Source organism: Crossiella sp. S99.2, assembly GCF_023094165.1.
In the GTDB taxonomy this organism is placed as follows: Bacteria; Actinomycetota; Actinomycetes; order Mycobacteriales; family Pseudonocardiaceae; genus Crossiella.
The window spans coordinates 1-15,993 of the sequence record NZ_JALMDK010000030.1 but is presented as its reverse complement, the minus strand read 5'-3'; the positions used below and the strand labels follow the sequence as shown (position 1 = coordinate 15,993).

15 protein-coding genes are annotated in these 15,993 nt (G+C 66.2%); 8 read left to right on the top strand and 7 right to left on the bottom strand.

Going from position 1 to position 15,993, the window contains the following annotated elements:
- Positions 1 to 309: 309 nt before the first annotated feature.
- Positions 310 to 1,239: an NYN domain-containing protein gene (locus MZC64_RS47155; protein ID WP_247766209.1), complete on the bottom strand. Its 930-nt coding sequence runs from the start codon at positions 1,237 to 1,239 to the stop codon at positions 310 to 312.
- 336 nt (positions 1,240 to 1,575) lie between these two features.
- Between MZC64_RS47155 and MZC64_RS47150 the strand changes: the two genes are divergently transcribed.
- Positions 1,576 to 1,785, top strand: coding sequence for a hypothetical protein (locus MZC64_RS47150; protein ID WP_247766208.1), 210 nt, complete (start codon positions 1,576 to 1,578; stop codon positions 1,783 to 1,785).
- Positions 1,786 to 2,771: 986 nt separating this feature from the next.
- Here the strand turns inward: MZC64_RS47150 and MZC64_RS47145 are convergent.
- The 3 genes from MZC64_RS47145 to MZC64_RS47135 are packed head-to-tail and all read right to left on the bottom strand — an operon-like array spanning position 2,772 to position 5,192.
- Positions 2,772 to 4,127 carry an AlpA family transcriptional regulator gene (locus tag MZC64_RS47145; RefSeq protein WP_247766207.1) on the bottom strand — a complete coding sequence of 452 codons (1,356 nt, stop codon included), beginning with the start codon at positions 4,125 to 4,127 and terminating at the stop codon, positions 2,772 to 2,774.
- A gap of 46 nt (positions 4,128 to 4,173) precedes the next feature.
- The gene (locus tag MZC64_RS47140) at positions 4,174 to 4,845 is read right to left on the bottom strand and encodes a hypothetical protein (protein ID WP_247766206.1); all 672 of its coding nucleotides are present in this window, start codon (positions 4,843 to 4,845) and stop codon (positions 4,174 to 4,176) included.
- A 38-nt stretch (positions 4,846 to 4,883) separates the two neighbouring features.
- Complete coding sequence (locus MZC64_RS47135) at positions 4,884 to 5,192, bottom strand: hypothetical protein (protein ID WP_247766205.1); 309 nt, start codon at positions 5,190 to 5,192, stop codon at positions 4,884 to 4,886.
- A gap of 150 nt (positions 5,193 to 5,342) precedes the next feature.
- On the opposite strand from MZC64_RS47135, the gene MZC64_RS47130 reads away from it, so the two are divergent.
- On the top strand, positions 5,343 to 5,966 hold the full coding sequence (locus tag MZC64_RS47130) for an Abi family protein (protein WP_247766204.1): 624 nt from the start codon (positions 5,343 to 5,345) through the stop codon (positions 5,964 to 5,966).
- A 246-nt stretch (positions 5,967 to 6,212) separates the two neighbouring features.
- Here the strand turns inward: MZC64_RS47130 and MZC64_RS47125 are convergent, their stop codons facing one another.
- Both MZC64_RS47125 and MZC64_RS47120 read right to left on the bottom strand, forming a co-directional pair.
- On the bottom strand, positions 6,213 to 6,494 hold the full coding sequence (locus MZC64_RS47125) for a hypothetical protein (RefSeq protein ID WP_247766203.1): 282 nt from the start codon (positions 6,492 to 6,494) through the stop codon (positions 6,213 to 6,215).
- The gene (locus tag MZC64_RS47120) at positions 6,491 to 6,931 is read right to left on the bottom strand and encodes a hypothetical protein (protein ID WP_247766202.1); all 441 of its coding nucleotides are present in this window, start codon (positions 6,929 to 6,931) and stop codon (positions 6,491 to 6,493) included. Before MZC64_RS47120 ends, MZC64_RS47125 begins: the two co-directional genes overlap by 4 nt.
- Before the next feature lie 639 nt (positions 6,932 to 7,570).
- Between MZC64_RS47120 and MZC64_RS47115 the strand changes: the two genes are divergently transcribed.
- The 3 genes from MZC64_RS47115 to MZC64_RS47105 all read left to right on the top strand — a co-directional run bounded on the left by MZC64_RS47115 (position 7,571) and on the right by MZC64_RS47105 (position 12,198).
- Positions 7,571 to 8,221, top strand: a complete 651-nt coding sequence (locus MZC64_RS47115; RefSeq protein WP_247766201.1) for a transposase — start codon at positions 7,571 to 7,573, stop codon at positions 8,219 to 8,221.
- 438 nt (positions 8,222 to 8,659) lie between these two features.
- A complete protein-coding gene (locus tag MZC64_RS47110; RefSeq protein ID WP_247766200.1) occupies positions 8,660 to 11,329 on the top strand; it encodes a hypothetical protein in 2,670 nt (889 codons plus the stop codon).
- Between the two features lie 11 nt (positions 11,330 to 11,340).
- Positions 11,341 to 12,198 (top strand): immunity 49 family protein, encoded by an 858-nt coding sequence (locus MZC64_RS47105; RefSeq protein WP_247766199.1) that lies wholly within the window; start codon positions 11,341 to 11,343, stop codon positions 12,196 to 12,198.
- 766 nt (positions 12,199 to 12,964) lie between these two features.
- Here the strand turns inward: MZC64_RS47105 and MZC64_RS47100 are convergent.
- A complete protein-coding gene (locus MZC64_RS47100; protein ID WP_247766198.1) occupies positions 12,965 to 13,300 on the bottom strand; it encodes a hypothetical protein in 336 nt (111 codons plus the stop codon).
- A gap of 880 nt (positions 13,301 to 14,180) precedes the next feature.
- Here MZC64_RS47100 and MZC64_RS48475 point away from each other — a divergent pair.
- The 3 genes from MZC64_RS48475 (at position 14,181) to MZC64_RS47090 (ending at position 15,928) form a co-directional block, all read left to right on the top strand.
- A complete protein-coding gene (locus MZC64_RS48475; RefSeq protein ID WP_282107057.1) occupies positions 14,181 to 14,303 on the top strand; it encodes a hypothetical protein in 123 nt (40 codons plus the stop codon).
- 105 nt (positions 14,304 to 14,408) lie between these two features.
- Positions 14,409 to 15,611, top strand: coding sequence for a cupin domain-containing protein (locus MZC64_RS47095; RefSeq protein ID WP_247766197.1), 1,203 nt, complete (start codon positions 14,409 to 14,411; stop codon positions 15,609 to 15,611).
- A gap of 20 nt (positions 15,612 to 15,631) precedes the next feature.
- Entirely contained in the window at positions 15,632 to 15,928 is a 297-nt protein-coding gene (locus tag MZC64_RS47090) for an aldo/keto reductase (protein WP_247766196.1), read from the top strand.
- Positions 15,929 to 15,993: the final 65 nt, after the last annotated feature.

Sequence of the window (15,993 nt, the reverse complement as noted above, 5' to 3'; positions counted from 1 at the left end):
CGCTCTGCGAACAGCCATTGAGGTGCCAGGGGCCGCGTCGGCGATGTCCCTCGATCCGCGACAGGCCTCCCACACATCGACACCGACATAGCGACCTTGGCATCATGCAGTGACGGATAGGGATTTCGTTGACCGCGCTGCGTTTTGGGTCGACCTCGCCGATCAGCGCCATCCGCGGGCTGCGCCGGTGCTGCTGGTGGTCCTCGTCGAACTCGACAGTGCCGACCGACATACATGCGGGCAGCTCGCGGTCGGATGATCAGGCGGGCCACCTTCTGCGTCACCGCCAGCTGGTGGGCCCTAGCCTGGTCACAGCGAGTCTAGGGGCGCTCCGGTCCACGTTGGGCTGGAGCGCGGTCCCGGCCACACTGGTTGCTCCGCACTGCTCTGCTCAGTGGTGAGCCCCAGTGTGATGTCAGAGCCTGAACGCCCGGCTACGCGCACCAGCGGGCATGCCTCGAGGAACTCGCGGAAGCGCTGGTACCCGTAGTTCGCCTCGTCGAAGGCCGGGTCCAGGCTGCACATCCGGATCTTGACCGCCGCCGCCGTTGGGGTCACAGCCGGGATTGCCTCGATCGCCCGCACCAGCAGGGCGTGCGCCGCCGCGAGATCGAAGACCATGGAGGTGTTCACCGCCGCGGTGGTGCTGGACGTGGCGGCGGGGTCAGCCTGGCGGACCAGTGTGGGCCAGAACTTGTACTGCGAGCACACCGACACGAGCCGCGAGCCGGCCGAGGTTTCGGTACCCACGCCGACAACGTGCTTGCCGAACTCGCGTAGCCGCTGCACGAGCGGGGTGAAGTCGCTATCGCCGGTGACCAGGATGAACACCCCGACCTCGGGGTGGGTGATGAGGGTTTCCATGGCGTCGACGGCCAAACGGATATCAGCGGCGTTCTTGTGGCTGCCGGGGGTGAAGCGGCCCATCTGCACCAGGTCCACACCGTTGGTGGCCAGGGCAGTCTCGTAGCGGCCGAAGCGTGAGTCGCGCCAGTCAGCGTAGGCGCGACGGATCGAGGCATTGCCGAAGCCCCGGCACAGCCACCGCAGCGCAGCATCTGGGATCGGCTCACCATGGGCCACACCGGCACCGACACCCAGAACGAGGTTCTCGAAGTCCAGGAACACCGCGACCGCGCCGTCGGTGTCCCGGTAGGGCACCGGGTCGTGTGCGAATTCGCCAACCACATCGATCATGCTCCTGCGTGTCACCACCAGTTCCCTTCCTCCACCGGACATTTCCAGGATCTCCTTCGCCGAATGACCTGGCCATGCTGACAGCACACGACGCCGATCTGGCCCCACCCCCGAGTCGTGTCACCAGATCGGGTACCAGTCCAGGCCACCGGGATCCGAAGGAGCACCGTCTCCGCTTCCCAGTCCAGGCAGAATGTCTTGCCTCACCGCGAAACATTGCCGTTCGGGGCCTTGGGCGGGCTGCGCCGACCCTGCCCTCGGGTGCGATCTGACAGAGCCACTCGGCATCCTGGCAATCGACGTGCTGCACATGATCTCCGACCAGGAGCAGCTCCAGGATGCCTTCACCACCCTGCGCCGACTCACAACCCTGGCACGATGCTGGCCGCCTCGGTCCTGAGCGACTGCAGCATCAGTCACAGCGTGGAGCAGCCTGTGGAGTTCTGGGCCGAGGAAGGCGGTCTGATACGGGTGTTCGTGCGGGCAGAACTTGCCCAGGTGCTGGCCGTGTGGCGGATGGTGACCGCGGTAAGCGATCTGGCCCCCGGTCTCGATTTGCCGGGTATCTGTGCACTGGTGAAGCGTTAGTCCACAATGGACGTTGATCGTGTTGCGCCACAGGACCTCAGTCGTCCGTATCGGTGTTGCCAACTGTTGTCTGGCGCAGGGGAACAGACTCGTCGGGCACGGACTTGTAGGGATCTGATAGTTGCTAGCCGCTGTGGGGATTCTGAGGACTTCAGCGGGTTCCCTCGACGACACCCCGGTAGTTCACGTGCTGCGACCCCTCATTGGGCGCCAGGGGACTGGTGGACGGCGACGAGTCGCTGCCGAATCGGCTGTAGCTGCCCCCTCGTTGGGGACATGAATGGCTCATCGCTCAACCGGTCCGGCCGCGGTTCCCGCTGTTGCCATCTCTCATTGGGCACATGAGCTCCGGAGATTCGGCGGCTATCGCAGGCCATCCTCACGTTGCCACCCCTCGTAGGGGACATGAGTACCAACTTGACGAGTGCGCGAACATCGTGCGCCTGCCGTTGCCACCCCTTGTAGGGGCCATGAGCGCCCGGCCCCGCTGCCGGACCCGATCGACCCCGGCTTGTTACCACCCCTCGTAGAGGAGATGAGCACCGGACCCAGCGGATCAGGGGACCCGTCAGGCAGGGATGTTGCCACTCCTTGTAGGGGAGATGAGCACCAGTCAAGCGACACAGCCCCGCACCTCTCCCTGCACGACACCGAACAGAACGCCCGCGCTCGCCTGGACCAGCTGCTCGACCGGCATGTCCATCCCACCCGCACGGTCTCCCAGGTCCGCTGGACCGTCGCCGCGCGCATTATCGCCGGAGGTACGACCGGGCTCATCCAATACGACCAGCTACTGTCCTACTCCGAACATCGGGCCCGACGGTGATCACTGTGGCCCATGCTGGTCGACATCCAGTCGCACTGTCGGCGGCGGGGAGTGTCCGGGCTGCGCCTTCCGCCTTGAACACCTGGAACAAGAAGTTCGGGGCCGGGCAAGCCGCCGAGGTGGCCTGCCCGGCCGACGTCATCGCGCTCGCCGTCAGTGGCTACTGAGCCGGTGGCAGCGTCACGGCGAAGAACTCATCCAGCTGCTCGGAGTTCACGAATCCGCCGTCCATGATCAGTGCCTGCCGCAGCGACGCCTTCGTCACCTTCGGGCTGATCTCCAGCTTCCGCTCGGCCTCACGCACGATGCTGCCGAACAACTGCGGCGCCCGGGACGGCTTGTGCTGGACGAACCAGCCCAGATGCTCGCCAGTGCGGCGCGAAAATGCCACGTAACGGTCGGCGACCACCGAATCGGTGGACAACTCCCACAGCACCGCATGCTCGATGGCCTCGGCCAGCGCGTCGAAGGGCACCACCGACTCCAGCTGCAACGCCGAGACCCAGCCAACGTGTTCGGCCACCGAGAGCACCGCCTTCTCGTTGCGGTGCGGCCGCGACCACCGGCGCTGAAACGCCGGCTGGCCCCACAGCTCCCGGAACGCTGACTCGGTCAGCCGTTTCCACAGGTTCCGCAGCCCCGGAGCGAGCTGCTCCTCGGCGTCGCCGCTGAGTACCGTGGCCAGGTTGGACGGATCTCGCCGCCGCTGCTCGACCCAGTCCTGCACCACCGGGCGGGACCATCGCCGCCGGTTGCCGTCGACCACCTGCGGCAGCGGAAGATCCGCCTCGTCCCGGGTGAGGTAGGCGCGCAGAGTCGAGGCAGCAATCCCGGCCTCCTGGGCGAACTCCTCCACCCCCAGCAGCGCGGCCTCGGCCAACTCGGGTGCGTTGAGCGCGACCACGCATCGTTCCAGCGGCCGCGCCTCGGCGCACTCGGTGTGCAACTTCGCCCACAGGGCGAAGTCGTGCCGCCACTGCTCGGTGGTCGCCGGGGTGCCCAGCTCCAGATTGAGGACCTTGCGGATCTCGCCGAGTTCGGCCTTGCAGCTGCTGTCGAGCATGTCCGCGGCGGTGATTGTGGTGGGGTGCGCCACAGGGCGACGCATGTAGCTTTCGCTGGCCCAGCTCAGCACCTGCTGAGGGCGGTACCAGGTGGTTCCGTCCCACCAGTAGCCGCCGGAGCGCACCGCCACCGGCCGCTCGTCGAACCAGTCGCCGTGCACCGAGGCGCTGCCGCCACCGGTGTAGACAGCGACGGTGCGCCCGTGCTCGGGGTGGTAGCGAACCACCCACTCCAGCGCGTGCCGCTGCGGATCGTTGGTGAAGGCGAACCAGGCGCCGGTGCGGGAGTCGGCGTCATAGCGGCCCCAGATGGTGGTGCCGGGGTGCCGACCGATGGCCTCGATGGCCTCGGGGTCCTCGATAGGGATGTGGCTGTCGTCGACGAAGGGCAGGCCGGGGATGGGATGGTCGGTGCGGATGCCGTTGGCGATGGGCTGATCATGCTGAGTCACGCAGAACCCCCTACTGGGTTGCTGTACCAAACTACAGCGTGCTGTATCAACGTACAGCAAAGTTGGTGGCCGCGCTGGCGAGCGCGGTCACCGTGGCTGGGTCGCAGGTCTCGTAGGTGGTGCGCTGAACAAGAGCGTGCACCCGGATCGCGCGGTGTGGATTGGCCGGGGTGTAGGTGATCAGGCTCATCCGGTGCAGGCACACCAGCGCGTCTTCGGCATCCTCGGCCTCTACCAGCCGGCCGCTCCGCCTGGCGAAGTAGGCCAGCACGGCCGGCGCGGTGATCAGGCCGTTGGGGATGCCGTTGGGGTCCAGCAACGACAGCAACTCCAGCAGCGGGCGAGCCAGCCCGGCCGGGGTCAGCTCGTTGGCCCGCTCGATCGACAGCGACCAGGTGGTGGTCACCGTCTCCCGGTGCTCGTCCGGGAGTTCGCCGGGAGCGGGCAGCACCGCGGCCAGCATCCGGCGCCGGTCGACCCACCGGGTGAGATAGCCGGCGCAGGTCAGGCTGGGGCGGTCGGCGACGTAGGCCGCGGACTGCGCCAGCGCCAACGGCAGGTGGCCAAGCCGCTCGGCTGGCTCGGCGGCCCTCTCTGCCTGCGGACCGAGCAGGGAGTTGAGGAAGGCCAGCGACTCGACCGGGGTGAACAACTCGACCTGGACCAGGCGGCGACTGGACCCGAACAGCGCAGCATCCCGGCGCCGGGTGGTCACCATGCTGCGCCCGCTCGGGGTATTCGGCGGCCACAACCCCGCTACGTCGACGGGTCCTGCACGTCGTCGAGCACGACCAGCCACCGCCGGTCCGTCCCGGCCAGCCACTCCAGGCACCGCACTGCGGCATCTTCGGCCAGGAGCGGCCCGCCGCTGCTACGCAACGGCCCATCCGCCGGGGCCGCCGCGCGGGCGTAGGCGATCGCGATCGCCTCGCGGCTGGTCGCCGAAACCCACATCAACACGTCGAGCTGCCCTGCGGACCACAGAGTGAGGGCACGATCGTCGGCAATCTGGGTCTTGTCGACCCCGCCCAGCCCGCGCTGATCAACAGGAAAGGCGCCACCCACAACAGGTGACGCCTCCCGAAACTATCCGTAACCACAGCGGTTTGGCCCATCTCAATGAGATCACCAGGGACCGTTCAGCGGTCTTCGCAACCTAGGATAGCCGAGGTGAACCCGGCTCACCAACCCTCATCAGCTGCGGTGTTGCGCCTGATGAGCGTGCCGCGGATGCACGACTACCTGGTGGCCTGCGGCCGAGACTCCCGTTCGGCCTTGGACCTCTACCGGTGGAACACTCACATCAGCGCCGCCTTCTGGGAGACCCTCAGCTACGCCGAGATCGCTTTCCGTAACGCCATGGCCGAGCGCTTGGCCCAGCGCCACCAGCGGCTGCAGCGTCGGGGAACCTGGCTGGACGATCCGGCCTGCGAACTGGACGTCCGGGCCCGCGAGGACATCTGCAAGGCCCGGAAACGAGTACGCCAGAAGAAGAAGGCGCCCAGCGACGGCCAGACCATCGCCGAGCTGACCTTCGGCTTCTGGCGGTTCCTGTTGGCCAAGCAGTACGCCACCAACCTCTGGCCCGACCTCGCCGCCGCCTTCCCCGGCGCCCAGCGTAACCGTGCCCGGGTGGAGCAACCGGTGAGCGAGCTACACGAATTCCGCAACCGCCTGGCCCACCACGAACCAACCTGGAACAAGGACCTCCGCGCTCGCCTCCACGACCTGGAAATCCTCCTCACTTACCTCGATCCTGGGCTGCAGCACAGGGTGACCTCGTCCTGCCGAGTGCGGGCGGCACTCACCACCTGCCCAGTGACACGGCCATACCGATAGTCGGCCAGCACCAACACCAACACCGCCAACACCGCCGCCGCCAACACCCTCGCCATCACGAACGTTACGTGCTCGTGGTGACCGACCTCGCCGAACAACGCCAGGGCGGAGGACAGCCACCGCGATGGATCCTTCCCCACCGTGGCCGCCAGGGCAGGGAACAGATTCGTGCTGCAGGATCGGCACATCCTGGTGACCAGTAACGCCCCGACCGCCTTCGGTATTGCAGCGCCCACCTACTCCTGCTCAGCCGGGTTCGCGGCTGAGGCAGTGGGTTTGCCACCGTCGCGCAGGCGAGCTGCGGCTGATGCGGCAGGCGGCGCTGGTGGTGCGGGGAGGCAGCCGGAACGGGCCGGGGTACTGGATGCCGCAGCGCACGCAGTGGGCGTAGTACAGCAGCGCCAGCGGTCCGGGAGTGTCGGAGGCCAGCACAGCCACGGTCGTACCGTCATCGCGGGTGACGACCAGCTCCGGCCAGGCCGGTCTGCAGGCACAGCCGGTGACCGTGGCGTTGGATTCGGCGGTCATGACGCCGTCCCGGTGTCGCTGGTGCGGGGCCGCGGCTGCCGCCCGATGCGCCGGGCCACGGTGGCGATCTCCTCGACGGTGTAGGCGCTCCGGATCCCCGAGATCGACATTCCCGTGGCCGCGGCCAGGTCCTTGAGCGGGTAGGGCTGAGGGGTGATGAACTCGCGCCCGTAGGCCACCAGCAGCCGCATTCGCGCCTCGGCCTCCAGCATGGCCTGGCGAGCCCGGTGGATCTCCTCCAACAGCGGGTCGACGTATGAGTCGGAGTGCTCTTCGGAGAACCGCAAGTTCTCCTCGAAGTCGCGCCGCTGGCCGGTGACCTGGTCGCACCAGGCTCCATGGCCGTCGCGGTCGTGCTCGTCGGCGTGCTCGGGCAGCGGGGCCGGCATCGGGAGGACGATGTCGACAATGTCGTCGATCCTGTCACGCTTCGCCATGTAGTGCACGATACGTCAGATGTTTCACTCATCGCAACACCGTGCAGTGGTCGCATTGATGTGCGACGTCCGTGTCGCTGTGGGGCTGGTCCGCGCCACCGCGGGCACCCAGGCACTTCTCGGCTGGCCCGGCTGCCCCATCGGGCAGAACCCAGAAAATCCTTCCGGCGGTGGTGAAGTCCAGCCCGGCGGCGGGCTGCCTAAGGGGTGAAGGTGCTTCACCCCGGCCGCCACCCGGTGGCCCGGTCCGCTCCAAGCAGGAAGGCAGCCCCCGTGCCGGTCCTTCACCGTCGAAGTACCAGCGCTCACACCTCGTGTCAGCCCCAGGGGCCTGTCCCTGGTGGCACCCCCCAGGGGGCACGACGTGACTGAGCCTCGAAAAACATTTGCCCAACTCGTCCGAGAGCAATGCGAGCAAAAGTACAGGGTCTACCTCAAGCCCGTGAGCGTTATTCACTGTGAGTAGATGGGCAGTCCTTGTAACCTGTATCGCCTTGGGGGGACACAATGCGATACAACGCGACCACGGGTCTGGCAGGAGAACAGCTCGATGAGCTGGTCAGCCGTGTGTGGACAGTGGATACCTCACCGCGGTGGAGGGGCAGGCGCCGGCCGATTCTGGGCTTGTACCGCTCGGTGATGCTCACCCTGGTATTGCTGCGGCAGAACATCAGCCAGATGGCCGCGGGTGACCTCTTCGGTGTTTCCCAGCCCACGGTCTCGCGGATCTGCCGGCATGTGGTGCCCGTGCTGCAGGCGGTGTGCCGGGCACACATTCCGGCGTTGGCAGAGGTGACCCGGGGCCGGATCGTGCTGGTGGATGGAACTGACGTGCCGACCGGGAACCGGGCGGGGCACAGCGGCAACTACTCCGGTCAGCGTCACCGTCACGGCGTGGTGATCCAGCTCGCCTGTGACACCGCTGGTGGTCTGCTCGCGGTCTCCGCGCCGCTGCCGGGCGCTACCCATGACCGTAAGGCCTTCGCCGACACCGGCTGGGAGCAGCTTCTGGCTACGGGGCCGGTCATCGCGGATGCGGCCTATCAGGGAACAGGTGTGATCACACCACGGCGGCGCCCACGCCGGGGACAGCTCTCCCCGGGGGACCGGGCCAACAATCGTGTGATCGCCGGCCTGCGCGCGGCGGTGGAGCGAGCCATCGCGCATTTCAAGAACTGGAAGATCATGGCGACAGGCTATCGAGGCCGCTTGTCCGAACTCGCGGGACTGATCCAGTTGGTGACCGGGTTGGAGTTCTACCGCCTGGGATGGAGCCAACACCCCAACTGAATAACGCTCAGTGCCGACCGACATATGCGCGGGTAGTTCGGTGGAGGGATGATCAGGTGGGCCACGTCCTGCGTCTCCGCCGGATGGTAGCTGACTGAGGTCTGGGCCGGATTGGGAGCAGGAATAGAAACTGAACCTCTGTGCACGGTTTGGACCTGTTGGGGCCGGGCTATCTGCCGTTCGAGTTCGACGGGACTCGGTGAACAGCCCCAGCGGCTGATCCGTTGTACCGGGGACGCCGTCACGGTCAACACTTCATGATCGCGCACGCCCCTACAGCAGTCACCCTCAAACACCGTCTACGACGGCGAATGGCTGGTGGAATTACCTAGCGAAACAGGGGGCTGGGCGCCCATTCGGATGAGTCATTGCCCGATGTTGTCCGGCTAAGTCTCCGGCGTAGGACACTAGAGCGTCCGTAAACGTGTTGGGGGGCAAATGAGCGGCCTGCGGCTGTGGCTCGCGGGGGCTCTGGCCCTGGTCGTCGGAGTCGTGACGGCCTACCTGGTGTGGCCGCCGTCAGCGCGGCTGCTGGCGTCATCGGCTGTGCAGGAGCTGCGGGCGTGGCGCGGCGTGGACCACGCGGGCGTTGTGGTGGACGGCAACGGACTGATCACCAGCCTGCGGATGACCGTGACCAGCGACGGCACGGCGCACGGTGTGCTGAGCCGCGGCAACGGGGCAGTCGCCGAAGTCGCGGTCAGCCCGGATCGCATGCTGTTGCGTGGCAACCGGGAGTGGTGGCTCCACGACATGCCGGGCAGTGCCGAGTCGTTGGCCGGCACCTGGATCGCGGATCCTCCCGGCAGCGTCACGGGCCTGCTGCCGACAGCCGTTCTCACGCCCGCCGAACTCGCCGTCAGGGTCTCCGGCTCGACGAACGACCAGTGGACACAGGCCGGGACCACCTCGGTCGGTGGTCGTGCGGCGCGGGTGCTGACCAACGGCGCACACCAGATCCTGGTGTCCGACTCGTCGCCGCACCGGCCGTTGTCGATCAGCCTCGCGCTCGACCACCGCGGCACGCCGCCGCCACCAGTCCAGCCCACCTCATCGCAGCGGGGTTCCGGCAAGGCCAAGCCCCCGGTCGGCCTCACCACCGCTATCAGCGAGGCCAGCGACGCGCAGATCGAGAGTGCGGCCGCGGCCGTCAAACGACTTGGTGAGGCTCAGCACACGCCGCCACAGCTCAGCGAACGCATCACGATCGCGCAGGAGGTCGCCGTCGACCTTCGCAACGAGTCGGGCAACCCCTGCACCACGCCGACCTGCACCAGCACCGTGACCGTCACCAACGCAGGTCCCGGCACTGCCAGCGGCACGCTCATGGTGTCCGTCGCGGGTCAGGCGGTGCTGAACACGCCCATCGTGGTGCCGCCGGGAGGCAGACGGTCGTACCCGGCGACCGCGGTCAACGCCGCGCCCGCGGACACATCGATCCCGGTCGTGTGGGTGGCCGTGCTCCACAACGCCGCCGTCATGGGCGATGATCCCGAGCTCGCCAAACGCGTCTACAGCCGTGGCATCGACATCAACAAGTCGGTGCTCGCCGATGTGCCCAACAGCAAGGCCATCCTCCAGTTGCTCGACGCGATGACCCCGGACATCACCGCGAACACCGACGATCGCCGCCGCAAGGACCGGATCCGTGATGCCACTAGCACGATCTCCGACCTGATCAGGCACCGCGCGCTCGGCCCGTTCTTCAACCTGGTCGTGCAGACCGACAACCTGAAGGTCACAGACTCCAACGGCGTCCGTGAGCTCGCGGAGAACGCCGCCACGCTGTCGGCCCCGCAGGAGATCCGGGTGTTGCGGCACGCGGAGGATCTCGCGCTGGCCGATCACACGGTCATCTGGAACACCACCTACCGCCCGAGCGGCTCGGGCAAGGGCTACCGGGCGCCGCTGCTGGACCTCACGACCAGGCAAACCTTCGTGGAAAAGGTCGTCACCGGTCACACCACCGAGGTCGAACACCGGCTCAAGGAGGCGGTGCGGCAGTTGTCGGGCGACATCACCCCGCCCGGCTTCGCGAAGGTCGCCCAGATCGACATCGAACCGGACGCCACGACGCCCCTGGCCTTCTTGTCCCGCGGCGAACTGCTGGCTGAACTGCGCGAACTCGACCTGCACAGGCACTGCGCGCCCGCGGGCGAACCGGTGGTCGACCGGGTGGTGATCACGAACTATCCACGCGGGCCGGACGGCGTGCCGAAGCGGATGACGAACGTGTTCGCCTGCGTCGACCTCCAAGCCGGGTCCACCACCGACGAGCAGCGACAGGTGCACGACGAGCACATCTGGAAAGCCAACAACGACCCGTCCTGGCGTGCTGAGCACTACCAGGACGACGGCCACCGCCGCAGCATCGCCGACACGGAGTACGGCTTCCTGCTGCCGGTGCTGACCAAGAGCACCGACAACACCTGGATCTCACGGGACGCGATGCCACCGGGAAAGGCCCCGGTCCGGGTCGACCGGACGGAGCTCGGCCGGGGGTCGGTGCCAGCTGACAAGGTCGCCGCGCTCGACAAAGTGGCGCTGGACCGCTGGGTGGCAGCGAGGCTCACCAACGCGCAGAAGGCGTCTGGCCAGAACCTGACCGAGCAGACGACACAGGAGCTCACCGCCGCGCAGCAGGCCTACCGCAAGCAACTCGGCGACCGTCCCAACAACAGCAAGATCGCCGAAGAGCTCGGTGAACAGGCGGCCGAGTTGCACGTCATCCCCACGGCGTTCCCCGGCGCCAACCGGGTCGAGCTCCCGAAGCCAGCCAACGGCGCGAGAAGCTTCGATCAGCTGTATCGGTTCGACGACGGCCGTCTGCTCATAGTCGAGGCGAAAGCTCCTAGCGGCGGCCTCACCTGCCGCCAGGGTGCCGGACCCACGCAGGGCATCATGGTCTGCCAGGGCACCGCCGAGTACATCCATACGATCATCCACGAGATGCGTGAACGCGGGTCCAAGTCGGCGGCGGAAGCGAGGCTGGCGGCGGAGCTGAGCGCGGCGATGGCGGCCGAGAAGGTCCAGTATGTTCTGGTGCAGGCGGCCGAGAACACGGGGACCTACACCGGGGCCGTGCTGGAGCACTTCAAGATCTTCTAGGAGCGCACGTGGTGACCAGCTTCGCCCGCCATACCTTCCCCGACGACGGCGCGCCCTACAGCCTGGAGATGCTTGCCACGACCCTGGAGCGCGTGCTGGCCGCGCTCGACAGGGCGAACAGTTTCATCTGGAACGAGGCAGTGAGCGCGAGCATCGTGCGGGCGCAGACGCGGTGCGCGGTGGACCCTCAGGCGACGAAGTTCGAGTCGTGGGAAGCGTGGGTCACCGCGATGCAGACCACCTCAGCGCTGTTCGCCGCGGCCACCGCGCCCGACGGCGTGACCGTGCGGATCAGGGAACAGCAGCATCGCCTGTCCGCGGCTGGCGCGGGGTCCTCGGCGCACGCCGGCCACTGGGTGACCGCCTGCTACCTCGCGCTGATCTGCCGGGAGGACGAGCGGCTCAACGCGTTGGCCCAGGTACCGGTGTCGCTGCTGCGCGCGTCGGGGGCGGTGTTCGACGAGTACATCTATTCCTGGGTCGAGACCCTGCAGAGCTTTTGGCTGGCCCGCGACGACATGAGCGACAAGCTGGTCGCCGCTGTCGACGGCACCAGCCCCGACCCGACCCGGTTGGTCGACAGCGACTATCTAGCGAAGATCCTCTATCCGCCGATCATCCTCTTCTACCGCTATCTGCAGCGCGACCAGGAACAGTTCACCATCGCGCTGGCCGACGCACTGCAGTGGCATCAGGAGTACTGGACCGCGACCGAGGCGCGAGCGGTGAGCGCCGGCGGTCTCGTCGCCGTCGGCCCTCTCGCCGTCGCCTGCCTCGCCCGTGACTCCGGTATGCCCATCGAGATCGAGTCCGAGTACCTGCCTAGGGCACTACTCGAGCACGCCTGGGCCGACGAGATCGACACCTGAGCGTTCCGCTGCGGCAAGCAGGGTGAGCGCCCCTCGTGGCTGGAACGCGAGTGCCCGGCGCACGAATTCGACCAGCCGTTGCTGGGCTGCGGTGTCTTGTTCGGCCTGCGCACCCAGCGTCTGGTGTTGCTCGCCCTGACTCTATTGGGTTGTTGCTAGCCACCGTTGGGGTTCTGAGCACTTCAGCGGGTCCCCGTGACAACCCCCAGGTCGGGCACGTGTGACGACCCCTCGTCGGGCACATGAGCACCATATCTGTGACCTGCCGGAGGCACCCGACCGCACATTGCTACCCCTCATAGGGGACCTGAGCCCGCGCTGGCACGTGCTGGCCGACGACAGCGTGATCTAGTTGCCAGCCCTCGTAGGGGAAATGAGCACCAACTCGACGAGTGCGCGAACATCGTGCGCCTCCCGTTGCAACCCCTCGTAGGGGACATGAGTGCTTTAGGCTTAGCGGGTGGTCCCGCCAGATTCACAGCAAGTTGCAACCTCTCGTAGGGGACATGAGTGCCCGATAGTAAAGGACAAGACACGACTCCGGATTTCTGTGCTAGTCAGTAGCCGCGCGGTCGTGTCCATGCACTTTCTCACGGTAGTCACGAGGTCGATCACAGTGTTGCCTCAGCACAGCCAGCCGTCGCGGCCCTCGCGACCCACCGATTGCAGCGGGCTCACGGTTGCGCAGCAGTAGGAACGCAACGCTGAGCCGGTCGCCCGATGGCACCGAGCATCAGGCGAACAGCGGATCGCCAAAACTGCCGGGCTAACTCGTCTCACCACCGACCACACGGTCGGTCAACACACGTGTAGCAGCGGTGACCCCGCTCAAGCTGTTGAAACCGGCCAGCACGACCACGTCGTCATCACTGCGCGCCGCGACGGATTCAGCACTCTCATCACCGACACTGACTTCCTCGGCTTGCTGCTGGTCTCCGACGGCGTCGACTAGGTGATCGAGGACAGGATGAGCGCCGGGATCCTCACCGAGACCGGCTACGACCCGCAGATGTGCGCCGAACTGCGTGCAGCCGCGGCCGTGCGGCTGAAAAGCGAAGACCTTGACAATGTCACCGCCCTCATCGTGGCCCCAGTCGGACACATTCGTTCCTATTCCGCTGTGATCGTTGACGCACGCCGTGATGCCGGATCATCGCTGCTATAGCTCGACCAGGTTCCGAACTGTGCTCAGAAGGTGCTGGGGTAGAACCCTCTCTCCAGATGAGTGGCTATGAGCCCGGTGGGCAGCAGGTACACGAGCACCAGTTGACCCAGCAGAGAAGCGATGCGCAACCTCCAAGAGCCGTGGCCGACCATGACACGACACTGTGATCACCACTTCCTGGCGGCATCAACAGCGAGGAATCGGACACGGCCATCGCCGCAGAATGGTCCGCCCCGTGCAGTCTTCGCCACTGACCACCCCTCAATCGCTACAACGCCGATCCCGGCCACGATCCCGCCGCACCTCCAGATCGGGGTGAGTCCTTAGCCCCGTCACAGGACACCGATCATGGCCTGCCCCCGTTGACCAGCGGCCGGGACAAGCTGCGGCTCACCGGAACCGCAGGCGAAAACAAGGTGGTTTGCGCCGCTATCACCCAATTGGCTCGTCAGTTCTGACGCATGCCTGAGCCGCCACCGCGATCCCACTACCTGCGGCGGCCTTGCAACCCGCTGTAGCCTGCCGTACCCGGCTCTTGTTGGCCCCGATCGACCGTTCGTCCTAAAAAGTCGACGTCAGGGCCTCACTGTGAGGCGAGAGCAGCTCCGCCGTCGTCGCTTCGACGACGTCTAGAACGGATCGCCCGGGGCCCCTAACGGAGGTTAGGGACAGCGCCGCACCACGGTCAGCCTCTCTAGCTATGACGGATTCACTCGATCGGCCCTGGCGTGGCAGGAATTGAGTGGACAGGCTGAAAGTGACGCTGGTCAACAAGAATCGTCCTTGCGATGGACTTGTCTGTGTAAAAGGGGGTGGCATGGATCCATTGACCGATGACCTGGTCTTAGTGGTCGAAGAGCTGACCGGGGTGCAGAATCGTACCGACTACCAGATGTCCGACGGGGCAGACGGTGACACCGGCGAAAACAGGGACGGCTAGCCGCGATACAGGGCGTACCTCCCGGGGCCTTGCGGCAGAAACTGTCGCTCGGCCCCACCTTTATGTCGAAATCTACTCATGAGGGGACGCGTGCGTCATCGACTGGTGGACTCGGTGGAGAAAGCATTCGGCTGGTCTGGATCTTCTCTGCTGGGCAAGTCCTTCGCCTGGGGAAAACTTCCAGAGACAGCTCTCTGTTCTCGCCTGCTGACTCCTGAACGGTTCATGGACCTGGTCATGCGACGCAGCCTGTCTCCACCACAATTTCGGTGCCTGCAGGGAGGACAGGACCTGCATCCCCGGGAGTACATGACCGCGATGCACACCCGCCGCGGGCAAGCGATCCCCATGGTGGACATGGACCGCTTCGGGCGCCTGGTCGCTGAAGGGGTGACCACTGTCCTGGACTCGACCAACACTTTCGATCCCACACTGGAGATAGCCTGCCGAGCATTGCAGTGGTGGTCGGGCGAGCTGGTGAAAGTCAACACCTACCTGACGACCAAAGACACCGCGGGTTTCGACCTGCACTGGGACGATCATGATGTCATCGTCGTGCAGCTGGCCGGGACCAAGAGCTGGGAAGTGCGCGGGGTGTCGCGAGTTGCCCCTATGTTCCGCGACGCCCAGCCCACCCTGGAGCCCAGCGACAGCGTCGTGTGGTCGGGAACGATGGTGGCTGGCGACGTGATGCACATTCCCCGCGGCTACTGGCATCAAGCAACCCGGGCCGATCGCCTCGACTCCGGTGCCGAGGAGGACTACTCGCTGCACGTGACCTTTGGTCTTGAACAGCGCACCGGGGTCGACTGGATCTCGTGGCTGACAGACCAGGCCCGTGAACACGAAATCTTCCGGCAGGACCTCGATCGCAATGCTGAAGCATCCACAATGGACAGACTGGTTGACGAGCTCACCAGACTGGCAGCCTCTCATCGGCCGGAGGACTTCCTGACAGCTCGGCAGCGGGTACAGCGCCCATCACGGCACAGGTACACGGGATCGACATTCGGCGCCCCTACGACGGTGGCGTGCATCACCGAGTTTCGGCCCGAACTCCACATCGCCGAGGACGGAAGTGTCGCTGTCGTCGCGGCCGGGCGCCGTATCCGATTCGCGGCCAGAGCACTGCCGGCACTGCGGCTGCTGCTCTCAGGCCATCCGGTGGTCGTGCAGGACGTGACAACCGCGACCGGCGTCAACGCCGCGGGAGTTGTCCAAACGTTGTTGCAGGAGAACATATGCGGCGAAGTGGGCGAGGACTTGCTCTCGGGCTACACCGATCTGCTCATCGGCGCTCACTCCTAGAGCATGCTCTCGCCGTCGGCGTGCGAGCACTCGACACCGCATACAACTACCGCAACTTCACGTCCCACCGGACGCTCTCCAGCGCCGCCAGCGATCTCCTGCAGCACTTCACGATCTCCACCAAGGTCGGTTTCATGCCCGGCCCCAACGGCACGCCACGCCACACTCTGTCCCCACCTCGGCTGCGTGAGGCCATCGACCGCACGGTGGAGACTCTCGGTGTCAGACCCGAGGTGATCTTCCTGCACAACCCCGAGCGAGCCTTGGACAGCGAGGTGGTCGACCCGGCCTCCCGGATCGACCACCTAGATGAGTAAGTCCTAAGTCTGGGTGGTGTCCGGAGACGGACGAAGGGTGTTCAAGATCAGTTTGTGAGGACCGA

Excerpts from the sequence above, each read along its gene's own strand:
- MZC64_RS47155 (WP_247766209.1), bottom strand. The coding sequence starts at position 1,239 with ATGTCCGGTGGAGGAAGGGAACTGGTGGTGACACGCAGGAGCATGATC.
- MZC64_RS47150 (WP_247766208.1), top strand. The coding sequence starts at position 1,576 with ATGCTGGCCGCCTCGGTCCTGAGCGACTGCAGCATCAGTCACAGCGTG.
- MZC64_RS47140 (WP_247766206.1), bottom strand. The coding sequence starts at position 4,845 with ATGGTGACCACCCGGCGCCGGGATGCTGCGCTGTTCGGGTCCAGTCGC.
- MZC64_RS47130 (WP_247766204.1), top strand. The coding sequence starts at position 5,343 with ATGAGCGTGCCGCGGATGCACGACTACCTGGTGGCCTGCGGCCGAGAC.
- MZC64_RS47125 (WP_247766203.1), bottom strand. The coding sequence starts at position 6,494 with ATGACCGCCGAATCCAACGCCACGGTCACCGGCTGTGCCTGCAGACCG.
- MZC64_RS47120 (WP_247766202.1), bottom strand. The coding sequence starts at position 6,931 with ATGGCGAAGCGTGACAGGATCGACGACATTGTCGACATCGTCCTCCCG.
- MZC64_RS47115 (WP_247766201.1), top strand. The coding sequence starts at position 7,571 with ATGCTCACCCTGGTATTGCTGCGGCAGAACATCAGCCAGATGGCCGCG.
- MZC64_RS47110 (WP_247766200.1), top strand. The coding sequence starts at position 8,660 with ATGAGCGGCCTGCGGCTGTGGCTCGCGGGGGCTCTGGCCCTGGTCGTC.
- MZC64_RS48475 (WP_282107057.1), top strand. The coding sequence starts at position 14,181 with ATGGATCCATTGACCGATGACCTGGTCTTAGTGGTCGAAGAGCTGACC.